The sequence below is a fragment of the Blastococcus sp. TF02A-30 genome, from assembly GCF_003319185.1.
Lineage (GTDB): Bacteria > Actinomycetota > Actinomycetes > Mycobacteriales > Geodermatophilaceae > Blastococcus.
On sequence record NZ_QOHJ01000004.1, the window covers coordinates 219,301 to 236,946 of the forward strand.

Genomic DNA, 17,646 nt, shown 5'->3' on the forward strand with positions numbered 1-17,646 from the left:
CCGTTCAGCCCTGCGGGCCGCCGGACGTGCTCAGCACCGGCGCGGGCGGGGGCGCCGTCGGGCCGGCGGGCGGCGGCGTCTGCCCGCTGCGCCGCGCCGCGACGAGGACGAGGACCAGCCCGGCGGCCAGGAGCACGCCGCCGATGCCGAACAGCGCCGCGGCCAGCCCCGGCAGCGCCGGGACGGTGGCGCCCACCCGCACGTCGGCCGCGAGGTCCGCGGCGCCGTCGGCGCGCATCAGCACGACGGTCCAGTCGCCGTCGGCGGGCCGCCACTCGAGGGACAGCTCGCCGCGCCCCGTCGCGCTCTCCACCCAGATGTCCTGGTCGCCGGGCGGTGCGGCCGGCGCCCCGCCGTCGACCTCGCGCACCGCGTCCGGACCCAGCCAGCGGTTCCCCCGGCCCTCCCAGCGCGGCCCGAGGTCGCGGACGACGTCGTGCCGCACGTCGGCGAGGTAGCGATCGGCGTCGGCGGTCCGGGCGATGCCGACGAACAGCTCCTCGTCGGCGGAGGACGGGTCCACCTCGATGCGAGCCGTGCCGAGGAAGTCGTCGAGCACCCAGTCCGAGCCGCGCACGTCCAGCTCGATGCTGTCGCTGGTGATCGCGTACCCGTCGGTGCTGACCGACGCCCACGGGGTGACCAGGAAGTCGCCGTCCCGCTGGGTGCGGTCGGCCCACAGCAGCGTCGCGCCGCCGATGCCGAAGCCGGTGGCCGCCGTGAGCAGCACCGCGCCGATCACGACCGCGACGACGCGGCCGGCGCTCCACGTGCTCCCGGGGTGGTACGGGTGCCCGCCGGCACCCGCCGGCGGCGTGGGAGCAGCGGCGGTCGCTCCGCCGCCGGACGGCGCGGGCGGCGGCGGGACCGCCGGCGTCCCCGGGTCGGTGCCGCCCATGTCGAGGCGGAACGGCGGGTAGCGGTCGGTCATGAGGGCCGCGTAGGCGGCCACCCGCAGGGCCCAGCGGTTCAGCCCGATGACGAAGTCGTACAGGGACGGCGGGTACCGCCCGGTGAACAGCAGCGCGATCCCGGCGATGAGCACCAGCAGGGTGAGCAGCCCGCCGGCGGCCCACCCGTCGTCGCCCCCGCGGCCGCCGGCGCCCAGCCAGAGGCCGCCCCCGACCAGCACGGCGAGGATCAGGTAGTGCGGGATGGCCAGCAGCCACCACTTGACCAGCACCAGCCCGCGGGACAGGTGCTCGGGGTAGGGCACCTCGAGGTGGGCCGGGTAGGCGGGGTCGTCGGTGAGCCGGAACGGCGGGTAGCGGTCGGTGCCCAGCGCGCCGTAGCCGTAGTGCTGCACCCGCCACGTCCAGCGGAGCACGCCGACGGCGTAGTCGAACAGCGGCCGCGGGTACCGGCCGGTTACGAGGATCGCGACGAAGGCGATCACCGAGACGACGACGAAGCCGATCCACAGGAAGGCCAGCACCACGTAGTGCGGAAGGAGCAGCAGCCACTTCACCAGCCACAGGCCCCGGGAGAGCGCCGGATCCCGCGCGGCGTCGACGCGCACGGGGTAGGGCTCGCGGTGCTCGGTCACGGTGGTTCCTCCCCTCGGCGGCCGTCCGGCCACCGCTCCCCCCCGACGCTCGCGCAGCCGGGCCACCTCCTCCCACCGCCCAAGGTCGTGCGCTCGTCCCGCCGGGGTCCCGGAGGCGGGGGACGAAGGTCCGCCGGGATCAGGCCTGGCGGCACGGGTGACGCCGGCCGCGGGCCGCCGATGGTGGACGGGCACCCGTCGATCGAGGAGCGCCCCCGTGTCCGTCCCCCCGCCCCGCCCGGCCCCCGGTGCCGCCCTCACCGCGGCCCTGGAGGCGGCCGCCGACCGGGCCGTGCTCGCCCCGTCGGTGCACAACACCCAGCCCTGGCGGCTGGTGCTGCACGGCGACCGGCTGGAGCTCCACGCCGACCGCAGCCGCCAGCTGACGGTCCTGGACCCGCGGGGCCGGGCACTGGCCCAGAGCGTCGGTGCGGCGCTGCTCAACGCGCGGGCGGCGGTCGCCGCGGCCGGGTTCGCCGCGGCGGTGGACCGGCTGCCCGACCGGGACGACCCCGATCTGCTGGCCGTCCTGCGGCCCGGACCGGGGCCGGCCGACGCTTCCCTCGCCCGGCTGGACGCCGCCGTCCCGCTGCGGCACACCAACCGGCGCCGTTTCGGCGAGGAGCGGGTCCCCGACGAGCTGCTGCGGGTGCTGGTCGAGGCGGCCGACGCCGAGGACACCCTCCTCGTGCCCGTCGACCGCCCGGACCACCTCGACCTGCTCGGCCGGCTGCAGCGCACGGCCGACGGGATCCAGAACGCCGATCCGGCCTACCGCGCGGAGCTGCGCCGCTGGACCACCCGCTCGGCCGACCAGGGCGACGGCGTCCCGCCCGAGGCGGTGGCCCACGTCGACGGGCGCCAGCACGACGCGCTGCCGCTGCGCGACTTCGACACCACCGGATCGGGCGGCCTCCCCGCCCGGACCGGGTCGGGGACGGCGCAGACGGTGGTGCTGCTCGCCGGCCGCACCGACGACCTCCTCGCCTGGCTGCGCGCCGGCGAGGCGCTCGAGCGGGTGCTGCTGGAGCTCACCACCCGCGGCTGGGTGGCCGCCCCGATGACGCAGGCGGTGGAGGTCCCGCTCACCCGCACCCAGCTGCGGTCGGCCCTCGTGTGGCACGGGCACCCGCTGAACCTGCTCCGGGTCGGCCGCGCCGCCCCCACGCCCACGACACCGCGCCGCCGGCGCGACGACGCGGTCCGCGGCAGCGGCCGGCCCCCGGCTCCGCTGCGGCACCCGCCCGTGCCCGGCGCCACCGGGTGGGTCCCGCCGGTGCGCTGAGCCGCCGGCCCTCAGCGGTGGAGGACGGCCGCCCCGCCGAACCGGCCGTGCGCGAGGTCGGCCAGCGCGCGTGGCGCGTCGGCCAGGTCGTACCCGACGGTGGTCGCCCGGACGCCGAGCCGGACCGCCAGCCGCAGGAACTCCTCGCCGTCCCGCCGGGTGTTGGCCGTGACGCTGCGCAGCCGCCGTTCCTCGAACAGCTCGGCGGCGTAGTCCAGCCCCGGGATCGGCGACAGCCAGATGCCGGCCACGGCCAGCGTGCCGCCGCGGTCCAGCGCGCGCAGCGCCACGGGCACCAGCTCGCCGGCCGGGGCGAACAGCACGGCCCCGTCCAGCGGCTCCGGCGGAACGTCCTCCGCGCCACCCACCGAGTCCACGCCCAGGCGGGCGGCCAGCACCCGGTTGTGCTCGCCGCGGGTGAGCACGTGCACGCGCAGGCCCTGGGCGAGGGCCAGCTGGGCGGTGAGGTGGGCGCTGCCCCCGAAGCCGTAGATCCCGAGCCGCCCGCCGGGCGGCACCTCGGCCAGCCGCAGCGCCCGGTAGCCGATGATGCCGGCGCACAGCAGCGGCGCGGCCTGCTCGTCGGGGAGGTCGTCGGGCAGCGGGTGGGCGAAGCCCTCGTCGACCAGGCACGCCTCGGCGTAGCCGCCGTCGAGATCCCAGCCGGTGAACAGCGGAGCGGTGCAGAGGTTCTCCCGCCCCGCCCGGCAGAACCGGCAGGTGCCGTCGGTCCGGCCCAGCCAGGCCACCCCGATCCGGTCACCGAGGGCAAACCGGGTGGCGCCCGGTCCCAGCGCGTCCACCCGGCCGACCACCTCGTGCCCCGGGACCACCCCGGGGCGCCGGGGCGCCAGGTCGCCCTCCGCGAGATGCAGGTCGGTGCGGCACACCCCGCAGCAGCTCACCGCCACGCGCACCTGCCCCGGCCCCGGCTCCGGCAGCGGCCGGTCGACCGCGCGCAGCGGGCCGTCGTCGACCGGGCCGGGTGCGGCGACGGTCCAGGCCAGCACCCCCGGCTCCGGACGGGGCGCTCAGGCCTGGCCGGCGGTGGCGGCGCGGAGCGGTTCGGCCCCCTCCTCGGCCGGCGGGTGCACCACCATGACCGGGCACTCGGCGTGGACGACCGCCCGCAGCGCCACCGAGCCGAGCAGCATCCCGGCCAGGGAGCTGCGGCTGCGGCTGCCGACCACCAGCAGGTCGGCGTGCTCCGCGGCCCGCACGAGGACGTCGTCGGCCGGACCCACGTCGGCCCGCACGCGGACCTCGACGTCCGGCGAGGCGCCGAGCACCTCCTGCACGGCCTGCTCCGCGCTGCGGCGACCGTCCTCCAGGAGCTCGGACACCGTCGGGCCGGTGACCACCGTCAGGTCCGACCAGGTGTCGACCGGCACGCGGGCGACCACCACCTCCAGGGGACCGCCGCGCCGCCGGGCCTCCTCGGCGGCCCGCTGCAGCGCCGCCCGGCCGGCGGCGGAGTCGTCGAACCCGACGACGACGCGGCCGTCACCCGGGCCCGTTCCGGGACGGACCACCACGACCGGGCACGGCGCGTGCGCCGAGCACTGCAGGGCGACCGAGCCGAGCAGGGTGCTGCGCACCCCGCCGCGCCCGCGGCTGCCCAGCACGAGCAGGGCCGCGCCCTTCGACAACTGCACCAGGTGCTCGGCCGGGGTGCCGGCCGCCACCGTGATCCGGACCGGCACGTCCGCCGCCACGGCGGCGCCGGTGACCTCCGCGGAGCTCAGCACCTCGTCGACGAACGCCCGGGTCCGGTTCTCGGTGTCCTCGCGGATCTGCGTCATGTGCCGGGGGTCGAGCAGGTAGGCATCGGCCCAGTAGAAGTCGACCGGGAAGGTGGCGACCACCTCGAGCGACGCGGACCTGCGCGCCGCCTCCAGGACCGCCCAGACCAGAGCGGCGCGGGAGTGCGGGGATCCGTCGACTCCGACCACCATCCGCGTGGTCGTCCCTGTGGCGGTCATGCTGGGCTCCTCGGCTCGGGGTGCGGTCAGCCAGACCCTCCCGTCGGGCAGCCCGCCGCGCCGTGGCCCGACGTCCCCGTGTGCCGGGACGTTCGTCCCCGTGGACTGGTACCGCGGCCCGCTGGGGGCCACCCTGGCCCGGTGCCCGCACCGGTCGTCGTCCTGCAGCTGTGGGGGGTGCCGCTGCGGGCCCTCCCCCGCGCGGTCGCGCACGTGGCCGCCGACCGGCTGGCGCTGCGCGCCGTGCCGGGGCTCCGGTTCAGCCGGTCCCTGGGTACGGGCGCCGGCCGCAGCTTCGGACCCGGCGACGCCGACCTGCGGCGGTGGGCGCTGCTGACCGTCTGGGCGGACGAGACCGCCGCCGCAGCGTTCGACTCCGGTCCGCTGGTCGCGCGGTGGCGGCGGTTCGCGGACGAGGAGTGGACCGCCCGGCTGCGGCCGCTGGCCGTCCGCGGCCGGTGGGGAGGGCGCGAGCCGTTCGGCCGGCCCGTCCCCGGACCGCACACCGGCCCGGTGGCGGCGCTCACCCGCGCCCGGCTGGCGCCGGATGGCGCCCTGCGCTTCTGGCGTGCAGTGCCGCCGGTGGCCGCCGACCTGCACCGCGCACCGGGGCTGCTGCTCGGCCTGGGGATCGGCGAGGCACCCCTGGGCTGGCAGGGCACCTTCACCCTGTGGCGGGACCAGGACGCGCTCACCGGTTTCGCGTACGGCCGGGCGGCGCACGCCGCGGTGGTCGCGCGGACCGGGCACGAGCGGTGGTACGCCGAGGAGCTGTTCGCCCGGTTCGCCGTCGAGGCCGCCCGCGGCACGGTCCGGGGCGCGGATCCGCTGGCGGCCCCGGCGGGGAGGTGAGCGGGCTCAGCGCCCGGGCGCGCTGTCCTCGGCTGCCTCCGGCGTCCTCACCTGCCGCTGGATGTCGAGGACGATCGCCCGCACCTCCTTGATCAGCTCGTCGCTCTCGAGGTTGGTGGCGTAGTCGTGCGCGGCGAGGTCGGCGGTGATCTGGTCGGCCCGCTTGGCGGCGATCAGCAGGATCGCCCCCTGCAGCGCCGCGACGCAGCTCAGCACCAGGTTGAGCAGGATGAAGGGGTAGGGGTCGAAGCCGGTGTCCCGGTTCCCCACCATCCAGCCGGCCAGGAACACCAGCGACACGAGCACGAAGGCCCACGACCCCATGCCGTTGCGCAGCGCGTCCGCCGCCCGCTCCCCCCTGGTCAGCTGGCTCCCGGAGCGCAGCGCCGGGTGGCGGCGGCGGATCCGGGGGGTCCGGTGGTCCGGATCGCGCGTGAACATGCCGGGACGGGTCGTCATGCCCGGACGGTAGGTCGTCCCTCGCCCACCGGGTGCACGACCAGCACGTCCCCGTGCGCGTGCATCGCGCAGTGCAGGGCCACCGAGCCCAGCAGCAGGCCGCGCACCGTGCCCCGGCCCCGGCTGCCGACGACGAGCAGCCGGGCGGTCCGGCTGCGCTCGACGAGCACCTCCCGCGACGCGCCGTCCACGACGGAGACGTCGATCCGCGGCACGGCGGCACCGGCCGCCTCGCGATCGGCGACCGCCACCGCCACGGCGGCCCGGGTGCGCTCCTCGAGGTCGGCGCGGATCGCCTCCTCCGACGGCGCGGCGTCGCGCTCCAGGTCCGTCCAGTAGTCCACCACGGAGTAGACCGCGACCACCTCCACGTCCGTGCCGGCCCGGGTGGCCTCCTCGAGCGCGGCGCTCAGCGCCGCCCGCGCGCCGTCGGAGCCGTCGAAACCCACCACCACGGGGCCGTCCGGCCGCTCCCCCGCCTCCGGGTGGACGACGAGCACCGGGCAGCCGGCGTGCGTGGCGCAGTGCAGCCCGACCGACCCGAGCAGCACGCTGCGCACCCCGCCCCGCCCCCGGCTGCCCACGACCAGCAGGTCCGCGCCGGCGGACGCGTCCAGGAGCACCTGGGCAGCGGGCCCCGGGGCCACGACGACGCGCACCTCGACGTCGCGGATCCCCGGGACGCCGGCGAGCGCCGGGTCGGACAGCACCTCCTGCACCAGCGACCGGGCCCGGGCGTCGACGTCCTCCCGGATCGCCGCGACGTCGGGCACGACCAGCGGGGCGCCGGCCCCGGCGTAGAAGCCGCCGACGACGAAGGCGGACACCACGTCGAGGCCCGCGCGACGACCGGCCGCGGCCACCAGCGCGTGCGCCAGCGCGGCCCGGGATTCCGGGGACCCGTCGACCCCCACCGTCACCCACGGACCGCGCCGTCCCTCGGCCGCCCTGCCCCCGGCCGCACCGGGCTGTTCCGGACCGCTCACCTGGACCCTCCTCCTGCCGGCCCGACGACCGGGCGCGCGCCCCACCCTCGGTCCCGGGCGGCCGGCGGGCGCCGGGCACTCGGTCCGACGATCCGGGACCAACGTCCCGGCCGGCGCCGCCCGCCCGGCCCTGGGACGCCTCCTCCGTCGTCCTTAGCGTCGGGCCCGGTCCTCGTCCCCCACCCCCGGAGCGCACCGTGCGAGCACGCGACGTCATGACGCGGAACGTCGTCACGGTGGGGCCGCGCACCTCCGCCAAGCACGCCGCGGAGCTGATGGCGGAGCACGGGTTCGCCGCCCTGCCGGTCCTGGACGACGACGGCCAGCTCGTCGGCATCGTGGCCGAGGCCGACGTCCTCCGGGACCGGATCCCCCCGGACCCGAGGCTGCACCTGCGCCGCGACGCCGACGCGGAGGTCGTCGGCCTCCTGGTGCGCGGCGTGATGACCGACGCGGTGCGCACCGTGGACGCCGGCACGGACGTCGCCGACGTCGCCCGCCTGTTCGTCGACGAGCGGCTGCGCAGCGTGCCGGTCCTCGAGCACGACCGGCTCGTCGGCATCGTCAGCCGCCGCGACCTGCTGCGCTCCGTGGCCCGCCCCGACGACGCCGTCCGGCACGACCTGCTGCAGCTCGTCGAGGGCTACACCGGCGACCTCGGAGCGTGGGCGGTGGACGTCGTCGAGGGCATCGCCACCGTGCGCCGGACCCGGGGGGCGCCCCAGGTGTCGCGCCAGGTCGAGGAGGGCGCGCTGACCTCGCTCGCGCGGACCGTGCCCGGCGTCGTCGGCGTCCGGGTCCTCACCGGGCCCGACCACACCGCCGGCACCAGCTCCTCGTGACCCCGCCCGCCCCCGCCCCGATCCGGAGAGCCGCCATGACCGACCTCCCCCCGCACCGCCCCGTCGTCGTCGGGGTGGACGCCTCGGATGCAGCCCTGCGGGCGGTGCGGTTCGCCGCCGACGAGGCGATCCGCCGCGCGGTGCCCCTGCACGTCGTGCACGCCACCAGCTGGCCCTTCGGCGGGCTCGCCTCGCCCCCACCGGAGGAGGAGATGGCCGAGCTGGTGCGGTCCGCGGCCGAGCAGGTGATCCGCACCGCCGTCGAGGCGGCGACCGCCGGTGGCTCGCTGGAGGTGACCGCCTCCGTGCTCGACGGCGCGCCCGTCCCGGTGCTGCAGGAGGCCTCGGCGGACGCGTCGCTGCTCGTCGTGGGCAGCCGGGGGGCCGGCGGGGTCGCCGGGCTGCTGGTGGGCTCCACGGCCACCGGCGTCGTGCACCACGCGCAGTGCCCGGTGGTGGTGCTCCCCGACCCCACCGCCGCCGCCGTGCAGGGGCGGAGGTCCGTGGTCGTCGGGGTCGAGGGCCGGCCCGGCGAGGAGGACCTGCTGGCGTTCGCCTTCGACGAGGCCGTCCTGCGGGGCACCGACCTGGTCGCCGTGCACGCGTGGCGGGAGGTCGCCGGAGAGGTCGCCGACCCCGCCCTGAGCCCGCTGGTGGACTGGGCCGGGGTGCTCTCCGACGAGCAGCGGGCCCTGTCCGAGGCCCTGGCGGGCTGGCGGGAGAAGGCGCCCGACGTCGTCGTCCGCGAGGTCGTCGTGCGGGACCGGCCGGTGCGGCCGCTGCTGGGCGTGGGCCTCACCGCCGAGCTCCTGGTGGTCGGCCACCGGGGACGGCACTGGCTCAGCCCGACGACGCACGCGGTGCTGCACCGCGCTCCCTGCCCGCTGGCGATCGTGCCCCTCCGCCCCGCGGGCGCCCGGTGAGCGAGCGGCCGGTGCGGGTGCTGGTCACCGTCGCCAGCCGGCACGGGGCGACGGCGGAGATCGGCGCCGAGATCGCCCGCTGCCTCGACGGGTCCGGTGCCGCGGCCGTCGCGATCCCGGTCGAGCAGCGTCCCGACCCCACTGCCTTCGACGCCGTGATCATCGGCAGCGCGGTGTACGCCGGCCGCTGGCTCGAGCCGGCCCGCGAGTACGCCGCGGCGCACGCCGGCCTCCTGCGGACCCGCCCGGTGTGGCTGTTCAGCAGCGGACCCATCGGCGCGGCCCCGTTCCCGCCGGACGAGCCGCACGACATCGCGCCGCTGGCCGCGCTCACCGGTGCGGACGGGCACACGGTGTTCCCCGGCCGGCTGGACCCGACGCGGCTGGCCTTCGGCGAGCGGGCGATGGCGACGGCGATGCGGGCTCCGGTCGGTGACTTCCGCGACTGGGACGCGATCCGGGCGTGGGCCGCCGGGGTGGCCGCCGCGCTCGGGGTCAGGACCGCGACGGCCGGCTGACCGCCCGCTCCGCCCGAGGGTGAGCTGCGAGCAACATCCCGTTGCGAGCCCTTCCGCTGACGTGCGCACGGTGCGACCCTGCGACGGTGAGCGGTAACCGCCGGTCTTCGAGGAGTGGAGGCCACCCCGTGCCCGGACCCCGCTCGGCAGACCCCGGACCCGACACGGCGACCGCCCTGTCGGCGATGCGGCTGCCCGAACTCCTCGAGGAGGTGCAGGAGCGGCTCGGCGTGGTCGCCCGCACCCAGGCACGGGTGCAGCACCTGCTCGACGCCTTCCTCACCGTGTCCACGGGCCTGGACCTGGACTCCACCCTGCGCCGGCTGGTCGAGGCGGCCGTCGGCCTGGTCGAGGCGCGCTACGGCGCGCTCGGCGTGCTCAAGGAGGGCGGCGGCCTGGCCGCCTTCATCCACGTGGGCATCGACGACGAGACCGCCGCCCGGATGGGCTCGCTGCCGGAGGGCAAGGGGGTGCTCGGGCAGCTGATCACCGAGCCCTACCCGCTGCGCATCCCCGACCTGAGCCAGCACCCCGCCTCGGTCGGGTTCCCGCCGCACCACCCCGAGATGCACTCGTTCCTCGGGGTGCCGGTGCTGGTGCGCGGGGAGGTGTTCGGCAACCTGTACATGACCGAGAAGGCGCACGGCGAGTTCACCGCCGAGGACGAGGCCGTGCTCACCGCGCTCGCCGGTGCGGCGGGCATCGCCATCGACAACGCCCGCCTCTTCGAGGAGGGCGAGGCCCGGCGCCGGTGGGCGGCCGCGGTCTCCGACATCCGCCAGGCCCTGCTCGACACCGCGTCCCCCGACGACGCCCTCGACCTGGTGGTCGCCCGGCTGACCGACCTCACCGGGGCGGACGGCACCTGGCTGGTCGCCGGCCCCGACCCCGCCGACGGCCGGTACACGGTCGTCGTCCAGCGCGGCACCGTGGACCTGGAGGAGACGGTCGGCCAGCGGATCACCGCCGCGGAGAGCCCGGTGGTGGCCGCCGTCGAGGCCGCCTCCGGTGTGGCGTCGGTCGACCTGAGCACCCTGGCCTACGAGGGGTGGAACTCCCACGTCCCGTGGGGGCCGTGCCTCGGTATCCCGCTGCGCGGCGTCGACGCCGGCTCCTACGTCGTCGTGCTCGCCCGGAAGGCGGGCGCGCCCGCCTTCGCGTCGTCCCTGCGGCCCGCCGTGGAGGCCTTCGCCGACCAGGTCACGGTGGCCCTGGACATGGCCGCCCGCCAGCAGCTCGCCCGCCGCCTGGACGTCTACGAGGACCGCGACCGCATCGCCCGCGACCTGCACGACCTGGTCATCCAGCGCGTCTTCGCCTCGGGGCTGGCGCTGCAGTCGGTGCTCCCCCGGCTCGCCGACCCGGAGGCGCGCAAGCGGGTCCAGGGCGTGATCGGCCAGCTCGACGACACCGTCCGGGACATCCGCACGACGATCTTCGACCTGCACTCGACCGAGGCCGCCGACGGCGGGGACAGCCTGCGGCGGCAGGTGCTGGACGTCGTCACCGGCACCGTCGGCGACGTGGTCGCCCCCACCGTGCGCATGTCGGGGGCCGTGGACAGCCTGGTCACCGGTGACCTCGCCGCGGACGTCGTCGCCGTCGTCCGCGAGGCGGTGAGCAACGTGGTGCGGCACTCCGGCGCGTCGCAGGTCACCGTCACCCTCGACGTCGGTGAGGACGTGGTCGTCGACGTGGTCGACGACGGCCGGGGCATCGACGAGCGGGCCGCCCGCAGCGGCCTGCGCAACCTGCAGGACCGGGCCCGGCGCCGGGGCGGGGACGCCGGCGCGACGCCGCTGCCCGACGGCGGCACCCGCGTGCACTGGTCGGCGCCGCTGCGCTGAGGCCCGACCGCTCGCCGCGCGGGCGGCGGGTCAGCGCCCGCGGCCGCCCGAAGGGGCGCCGCGCAGCTCCGCGGCCAGGACCGCGGCCTGGGTGCGGCGCTCCAGGCCGAGCTTGGCCAGCAGGTGGGAGACGTAGTTCTTGATCGTCTTCTCGGCGAGGAACATCCGCTCGCCGATCTGCCGGTTGGTCAGCCCCTCGCCGATCAGCTCGAGCACGGTCCGCTCCTGGTCGCTGAGCGAGGCCAGCGGGCCGGCCGGCTCCGCCGCGCGGCGCATGCGCTCGAGGACGGCGGTGGTCGCCGTGGGGTCGAGCAGCGAGCCGCCCGCGGCGACGGTGCGGACCGCGCTGACCAGGTCCTGCCCCAGGATCTGCTTGAGCAGGTAGCCCGAGGCACCGGCCATGATCGCCTCGAACAGCGCCTCGTCGTCGCTGTAGCTGGTCAGCATGATCACCTTGAGCTCCGGCATCCTCGAGCGCAGCTCCCGGCAGACGGTCACGCCGTCGCCGTCGGGCAGCCGCACGTCGAGGATCGCCACGTCCGGGCGCAGCGCCGGCACGCGGGCGAGCGCCTCGGAGGCGTTCTTCGCCTCCCCGGCAACGGTGATCTCGCCGGAGGCCTCCAGCACGTCGGCGACCCCCCGGCGCACGACCTCGTGGTCGTCGAGGAGGAAGACCGAGATCGGGTTCGACTGCTCGTTGCTCACGTGTCCATCCTGCATGTCCCGGCCCGGATCGGGCACGCGGCGTTCGGGTGCCCGGCCGGGCGTCCGCGCGCCACGCTAAGGACCGGCCCGGCGCGGCCCGCAGAGTCCAAGGTCCTGAACGCACCGGGCCTGGTGGGCGGGGCCGGTCACCGGGCCGGTCCCGGCTCCGGGTGACCCCCGCCCCTGCCGTGCCGGGTGGTCGCGGGGCGATGGTCGCGCCATGGCACAGCACCCGACCGCGGCACGGCACCCGACCGCACAGCACCCCACCGCGCTGATCGCCTACGCGACCGCCGCCGGCTCGACCGCCGGGATCGCGGAGCGCATCGCTGCCACCCTCGCCGAGGACGGGGCGGAGGTGACCTGCCGGGCGGTGACCGATGATCTCGACCCGGCCGGCTTCGACGTGGTCGTCGTCGGCAGCGCGGTGCACAGCATGGCCTGGCTGCCCCCGGCGCTGGCCTTCCTGCCGAAGGCCGCGGCGAGCGGGGCGCCCGTCTGGTGCTTCAGCGTCGGCGGGCTGGCCTCCCCGGACTCCGGCCGGGTGTCCCGCTACCTGGCCGCCGGCGAGCTGCGCCGGATCGAGACCGGCTTCCCGCACGGCTTCACCCCGCGGGAGCACCGGCTCTTCACCGGCGTCGTCGACGTCACGCGCAGCCCGTTGTGGGGCCGGGTGTTCTACCGGCTCACCGGCGGGTCCAGCGGCGACCACCGCGACTGGGCCGCCGTGGCCGCCTGGGCGCGGCGGATCGCCACGGCGATGCACGGGAAGGCGTCCGCGGCCGGCAGCGCGACGGCCTGAGCCCCGCACGGGCCCTGCGTCCCGGCGGCTCAGGACCTCGGGCACTCCTGCGGCCCGTGCCCCCGGGCGCAGGCTCGGCTGGCATCCCGCCGACCCGAGGAGCCGCAGTGCTGACCACGTCGCTCGACCACTCCACCGCGCGCGCCGCGGTGGCGCTGGCCAACCTGGCCCCCTCGGTGCACAACTCGCAGCCGTGGCGCTGGCGGATCGGCGACGCGAGCATCCACCTGTTCGCCGACGCCACCCGCGCCCTGCCGGCCACCGACCCGGACGCGCGCGACCTGCGGATCAGCTGCGGCGCCGCGCTGCACCACCTCCGGGTGGCCCTGCTCGCCGCCGGGCTCGGCAGCCGGGTGCACCGGCTGCCCGACCCCGGGCACCCCGAGCACCTCGCCGCCGTCGAGCCGGTGCCCGCGCAGCCGACGCCGGACGACCTGGCGCTGGCCCGCGCCGTGGAGACGCGGCGCAGCGACCGCCGGGCCTTCTCCACCTGGCCGGTGCCCCCCGAGTTCCTGGCGCAGCTGGTCGCCGCCGCCGCCGGGCAGGACGGCGACCTGCGCATCCTGCCGGGCGTGCACCGGTCGCTGGTCGCGCGGCTGGTCGAGCGCGCCGCGGTGGAGCAGGCACTGACCCCCGGCCTGGCGCAGGAGGTCGCCCGCTGGACCGGCACCGCCCGGGGCGCCCGCGAGGGCGTGCCCGCGGCCAACGTGCCCCCGCAGGCCGACGGCACCGTGCCCGTGCGCCGCTTCGCCGCCGCCGAGCAGGCCCCGACGGTCCTCGGCCGCGACGAGACCGACGGCACCGTCGTGGCCCTGCTCGCCACCTCCGGCGACTCCCGCGTCGACCAGCTCCGGGCCGGCGAGGCGCTGAGCGCGGTGCTGCTGACCGCGACCCGGCTGGGTCTGGCGACCGACCCGATCAGCCAGCCGCTGGAGGTGCCGGCGGCGCGGGCGCAGCTGAAGGCCGCCGTGCTGGCCGAGGCCGGTGAACCGCAGATCCTGGTCCGGCTGGGCTGGGCGCCCATCAGCGCCGACCCGGTGCCGCGCACCGGGCGCCGGCCGCTCGCCGACACCGTCGACCGCATGGACCGGCCCTGGTCACCGGACCGGCCGTGGTCGGCCGACCGGCCGGGCTGAACCCGCCGCGCGAGCGGGCCGCCGGACGCGACGTCCGGCGGCCCGCTCCCGCGTTCAGTTGCGGAACACCGCCACCTTGAGCGCCCCGGAGGTGCCGGGGTCGGCGAACACGTCGTAGGCCCGGGGCACCTCGTCGAACCCGAAGCCGTGGGTCACCAGCCGCCGGGTCTCGATCAGCCCCGACCGGAGCATGCGCAGCAGCAGCGGGGTCGTGGAGGTGTCCACCAGACCCGTGGTGATCGTGACGTCGCGGATCCACAGGTCCTCGAGGTGCAGGGTGGTCGGGCGGCCGTGGACGCCCACGTTCGCGACCCGCCCGCCCGGCCGCACCAGGGCGACGGCGAGGTCGAACGCCTCGGGCAGGCCGACCGCCTCGATGGTCACGTCGGCGCCCAGCCCGTCGGTGAGCTCCCGGACCTTGCCGAGCACGTCGTCGTCCGGCGACAGCGCGAGGTCCGCGCCCTCGGCGAGCGCGGCCGCGCGCCGGCTCTCCACCGGGTCGACCACGACGACCCGCTGCGGGGTGTAGAGCCCGGCGGCGATCACCGCGGCCAGCCCGATCGGCCCCGCGCCCACGACGACGACGGTGTCGCCGGGGCCGACGCCGCCGTTGAGCACCCCGACCTCGTAGGAGGTCGGGAAGATGTCGGCGAGCATCAGCGCGGACTCGTCGGTGACCCCGTGGGGCAGCTTGTGCACCGATCCGTCGGCGAACGGCACCCGCACCGCCTCGGCCTGGACGCCGTCGATCGTGTGCCCGAGCACCCATCCCCCGCCGCCCAGGCACTGCCCGTAGCGGGCCTCCCGGCAGAAGCGGCAGCGCCAGCAGGCGCTGATGCACGAGATCAGCACCCGGTCACCCGGCTGCACCGTGCGCACGCCGGGACCGACCTCGCGCACGGTGCCGACGGCCTCGTGGCCGAGGATCCGGCCGGTCTCCACCTCCGGCACGTCGCCGCGCAGGATGTGCAGGTCCGTGCCGCAGATGGTGAAGGCGTCGACCTGGACGACGGCGTCGTCGGGGTCGACGATCGCCGGTTCCGGTACCTCCTCCCAGGACCGCTTGCCCGGGCCGTAGTACACCAGTGCCTTCATGTCCGCCTCCTGCGTCGTCGGGAGGCCAGTCCAGCGCCGGCGGCCGGTGCCGGGCCACGTCCGGGCGACCGTGGTCGGGGGGCCTTAGGTCCGTCGTCGGTCAGACGACGCGGGCCCCGAGCGCGCGGGCGGCGAGCAGCAGGGCGGCCGGCACGGCACCGGCCGCCACCGCCGGCAGCAGCTCCGCGACGGCGAGCGGCTCGGTCCGCAGCAGCTCCCCGAGGCCCGGCAGGTAGACGCCGGCCAGCAGGAGGAGCAGGCTGCCGGCCGCGGCCAGGGGCACCCAGCCGGCGCCGGAGCGCACGCCCCGCCGCCAGGACCCGCCGGGTCGCACGGCGAGGGCCAGGAACAGCTGCGCGGTCGTGAGCGTCACGAACAGCTGGGTCTGCCAGGGACCCCCGGTCGCGTCCGACCAGGCGGCCACCGCCAGGCAGGTGGCCGCGATCGCGACCGCGAGCAGCGCCAGCTGCCGGGTCAGCACGCGATCCAGCACGCCTTCGTCCGGCCGGCGCGGCGGACGCGCCAGGACGTCGGGCGACGGCGGCTCGGCGCCCATGGCCACGCCGACCGGCCCGTGGGTGAGCAGGTTGACCCACAGCACCTGCGCCGGGGTCAGCGGCAGGGCCAGGCCGACCACCGGACCGAGGAGCATGACCAGCACCTCGCTGATCCCGCCGGCCATGCCGTAGCCCACGAACCGCCGCACGTTGTCGTAGACCCGGCGCCCCTCGGCGACCGCCGCCGTCACGGTGGCCAGGCTGTCGTCGGCCAGGACGATGTCCGCTGCCTGCTTGGCCACCTCCGTGCCGCGCTGCCCCATCGCCACCCCGATGTCGGCGGCCCGGAGCGCCGGGGCGTCGTTCACGCCGTCGCCGGTCATGGCGACGACGTGGCCCTCGTCCTGCCAGGCGTCGACCAGCCGCAGCTTCCCCTCCGGCTCCACCCGCGCCAGCACGGCGCCCTCGGCCGGGTGCGCGTCGTCGACCAGGCCCACGGCCCGGGCCACCGCCGCCGCGGTGCCGGCGTGGTCGCCGGTGACCAGCACCGGCCGGATGCCGGCGCGGTGGCAGGCCGCGATCGCGCCGGCGGCCTCGGGCCGGACGGGGTCGTCGAGGGCGACGACCCCCAGCAGCACGCCGTCCCGGGCGACGCCGAGCACCCGGCTGCCCTCGGCGGCCCACCGGTGCGCGACCTCCAGCGCCTGCGGGAGTCCGGGGAGCCCCGGCGGCAGCGCCTCGGGGGCGCCCTTGGTCAGCTCGGTGGTCCCCCCGCCGGGCGCGCGGTGGACGGTGGTCATGCGGCGGGTGAGGGCGTCGAACGGCTCCTCGGACAGCCGGGGGTGGGCCGCCCGCAGCGCCGTCACGTCCAGCCCACCCGCGAGCGCCGCCCGGACCAGCGAGGTCTCGGTGTCCGCGCCGCCGGCCGCCCCGCCGGCGCCGGCTCCCGAGGGGTCGGCGTCGTTGCAGAGCGCCGCGGCCTCGAGCAGGGCGCGCGCCGCCGGCCCGGGGCCCGGTCCGACCGCCGTCTCTCCCTCGGCCGGCGTCCACAGCCGGTCGGCCACCATCGCGCCGCGGGTGAGGGTGCCGGTCTTGTCCGTCGCCAGCAGGGTGACCGAGCCCAGGGTCTCGACGGCCGGGAGGGTGCGCACCACGGCGCCCAGCCGGCTCATCCGGGCGGCTCCGCGGGCCAGCGCCAGGGCGACGACGGCCGGCAGCGAGTCCGGCACCGCCGCGGCGGCCAGCGCCGCGGCGGTGACGACCGTCGTCTCCCAGGGCTGCCCGCGGAGCAGGCCCGACGCCACGAAGAGCAGGCAGGCCACGGCCACGCCGGCCGCGATCTGCCGGCCGAGCCGGTCCAGCCGGCGCTGCAGGGGCGTGTCCGGGGAGCGCTCGTCCTGGACCAGCGTGGACACCCGGCCCACCGCGCTCCGGGCACCGGTGGCCACCACGAGCGCCTCGGCCGAGCCGCGGACCACGGTGGTCCCGGCGTGCACCATCCCGGCCCGGTCGCCCAGCGGCGCGTCCTCGGGCGAGACCTGGTCCGCGTCGCGGTCCACCGGCAGCGACTCGCCGGTGAGCACCGACTCGTCGACCTGCAGGCGGGAGGAGCGCAGCAGCCGGGCGTCGGCGCCCACGACGTCGCCGGCGGCGAGCCGCAGGACGTCCCCGCGCACCAGCTCCCGGGTCGGCAGCCAGACGTCGCCGCCGTCGCGCAGCACCCGCGCGGTGGGTGCCACGAGGTCGGTGAGCGCCTCCACCGCGCGGACCGCCCGCCGCTCCTGGACCACGCCCAGGGTCGTGTTGACGACCACCACGAGCAGGATCACCGCGCAGTCGACGACGTCGCCGACCGCGGCGGTGAGCACGGCCGCGCCGAGGAGCAGCAGGATCAGGGTGTCCCGGAGCTGGGCCAGGATCGAGCCGAGCAGCGACACCGGCCGCCGGGTGCGCACCTCGTTCGGTCCCTCCGCGGCCAGCCGGGCGGCGGCCTCCCCCGCCGGGAGGCCCGCCCGCGGGTCGACCCCGGCCGCCGCGAGCACCTCCCGCGAGGGCCGCGCCCAGGGCGCCGCGCCGAGCGCGGGGACGACGTCTCGGTGCTGCTGCTCCGTCCCGGTCACCGGCCGAGCCTCCGGGTCCGGGGGCACCGCTCCCCAGGGGCGGAGGTCCGT

The 17,646-nt window shown here is 77.6% G+C and carries 16 protein-coding genes; 8 read left to right on the top strand and 8 right to left on the bottom strand.

Annotated features, from left to right (window positions below; genetic code table 11):
- Positions 1 to 4: 4 nt before the first annotated feature.
- Positions 5 to 1,546 carry a DUF4389 domain-containing protein gene (locus DQ241_RS10685; RefSeq protein WP_113830162.1) on the bottom strand — a complete coding sequence of 514 codons (1,542 nt, stop codon included), beginning with the start codon at positions 1,544 to 1,546 and terminating at the stop codon, positions 5 to 7.
- Positions 1,547 to 1,763: 217 nt separating this feature from the next.
- Here DQ241_RS10685 and DQ241_RS10690 point away from each other — a divergent pair, with 217 nt between their 5' ends.
- On the top strand, positions 1,764 to 2,831 hold the full coding sequence (locus DQ241_RS10690) for a nitroreductase (protein WP_113830163.1): 1,068 nt from the start codon (positions 1,764 to 1,766) through the stop codon (positions 2,829 to 2,831).
- 11 nt (positions 2,832 to 2,842) lie between these two features.
- Here DQ241_RS10690 and DQ241_RS10695 read toward each other — a convergent pair whose 3' ends face one another.
- The gene (locus tag DQ241_RS10695) at positions 2,843 to 3,841 is read right to left on the bottom strand and encodes a zinc-dependent alcohol dehydrogenase family protein (protein ID WP_113830164.1); all 999 of its coding nucleotides are present in this window, start codon (positions 3,839 to 3,841) and stop codon (positions 2,843 to 2,845) included.
- A gap of 21 nt (positions 3,842 to 3,862) precedes the next feature.
- Positions 3,863 to 4,813, bottom strand: a complete 951-nt coding sequence (locus tag DQ241_RS10700; protein WP_113830165.1) for a universal stress protein — start codon at positions 4,811 to 4,813, stop codon at positions 3,863 to 3,865.
- 141 nt (positions 4,814 to 4,954) lie between these two features.
- On the opposite strand from DQ241_RS10700, the gene DQ241_RS10705 reads away from it, so the two are divergent.
- On the top strand, positions 4,955 to 5,665 hold the full coding sequence (locus DQ241_RS10705; protein ID WP_113830166.1) for a monooxygenase: 711 nt from the start codon (positions 4,955 to 4,957) through the stop codon (positions 5,663 to 5,665).
- A gap of 6 nt (positions 5,666 to 5,671) precedes the next feature.
- Here DQ241_RS10705 and DQ241_RS10710 read toward each other — a convergent pair whose 3' ends face one another.
- Together DQ241_RS10710 and DQ241_RS10715 are read right to left on the bottom strand one after the other, a co-directional pair.
- Entirely contained in the window at positions 5,672 to 6,124 is a 453-nt protein-coding gene (locus tag DQ241_RS10710; protein ID WP_199584381.1) for a DUF1003 domain-containing protein, read from the bottom strand.
- Positions 6,121 to 7,110, bottom strand: coding sequence for a universal stress protein (locus tag DQ241_RS10715; protein WP_158545913.1), 990 nt, complete (start codon positions 7,108 to 7,110; stop codon positions 6,121 to 6,123). The genes DQ241_RS10710 and DQ241_RS10715 overlap by 4 nt, the downstream gene beginning before the upstream one ends.
- A 197-nt stretch (positions 7,111 to 7,307) precedes the next feature.
- On the opposite strand from DQ241_RS10715, the gene DQ241_RS10720 reads away from it, so the two are divergent.
- The 4 genes from DQ241_RS10720 (at position 7,308) to DQ241_RS10735 (ending at position 11,240) form a co-directional block, all read left to right on the top strand.
- Positions 7,308 to 7,952 carry an HPP family protein gene (locus DQ241_RS10720; protein ID WP_147252360.1) on the top strand — a complete coding sequence of 215 codons (645 nt, stop codon included), beginning with the start codon at positions 7,308 to 7,310 and terminating at the stop codon, positions 7,950 to 7,952.
- Positions 7,953 to 7,987: 35 nt separating this feature from the next.
- Complete coding sequence (locus tag DQ241_RS10725) at positions 7,988 to 8,875, top strand: universal stress protein (RefSeq protein ID WP_113830169.1); 888 nt, start codon at positions 7,988 to 7,990, stop codon at positions 8,873 to 8,875.
- On the top strand, positions 8,872 to 9,393 hold the full coding sequence (locus DQ241_RS10730) for a flavodoxin domain-containing protein (RefSeq protein ID WP_199584382.1): 522 nt from the start codon (positions 8,872 to 8,874) through the stop codon (positions 9,391 to 9,393). Before DQ241_RS10725 ends, DQ241_RS10730 begins: the two co-directional genes overlap by 4 nt.
- Positions 9,394 to 9,521: 128 nt before the next feature.
- Positions 9,522 to 11,240: a GAF domain-containing protein gene (locus DQ241_RS10735; protein ID WP_199584385.1), complete on the top strand. Its 1,719-nt coding sequence runs from the start codon at positions 9,522 to 9,524 to the stop codon at positions 11,238 to 11,240.
- Between the two features lie 30 nt (positions 11,241 to 11,270).
- Here DQ241_RS10735 and DQ241_RS10740 read toward each other — a convergent pair whose 3' ends face one another.
- On the bottom strand, positions 11,271 to 11,945 hold the full coding sequence (locus DQ241_RS10740; protein ID WP_304554700.1) for a response regulator transcription factor: 675 nt from the start codon (positions 11,943 to 11,945) through the stop codon (positions 11,271 to 11,273).
- 220 nt (positions 11,946 to 12,165) lie between these two features.
- Here DQ241_RS10740 and DQ241_RS10745 point away from each other — a divergent pair, with 220 nt between their 5' ends.
- Together DQ241_RS10745 and DQ241_RS10750 are read left to right on the top strand one after the other, a co-directional pair.
- Positions 12,166 to 12,747, top strand: a complete 582-nt coding sequence (locus DQ241_RS10745) for a flavodoxin domain-containing protein (protein ID WP_113830170.1) — start codon at positions 12,166 to 12,168, stop codon at positions 12,745 to 12,747.
- 107 nt (positions 12,748 to 12,854) lie between these two features.
- Positions 12,855 to 13,883: a nitroreductase family protein gene (locus DQ241_RS10750; RefSeq protein ID WP_199584387.1), complete on the top strand. Its 1,029-nt coding sequence runs from the start codon at positions 12,855 to 12,857 to the stop codon at positions 13,881 to 13,883.
- 54 nt (positions 13,884 to 13,937) lie between these two features.
- Here DQ241_RS10750 and DQ241_RS10755 read toward each other — a convergent pair whose 3' ends face one another.
- Together DQ241_RS10755 and DQ241_RS10760 are read right to left on the bottom strand one after the other, a co-directional pair.
- On the bottom strand, positions 13,938 to 14,978 hold the full coding sequence (locus DQ241_RS10755; protein ID WP_113830171.1) for an alcohol dehydrogenase catalytic domain-containing protein: 1,041 nt from the start codon (positions 14,976 to 14,978) through the stop codon (positions 13,938 to 13,940).
- A gap of 100 nt (positions 14,979 to 15,078) precedes the next feature.
- Positions 15,079 to 17,595, bottom strand: coding sequence for a cation-translocating P-type ATPase (locus tag DQ241_RS10760; protein WP_113830172.1), 2,517 nt, complete (start codon positions 17,593 to 17,595; stop codon positions 15,079 to 15,081).
- Positions 17,596 to 17,646: the final 51 nt, after the last annotated feature.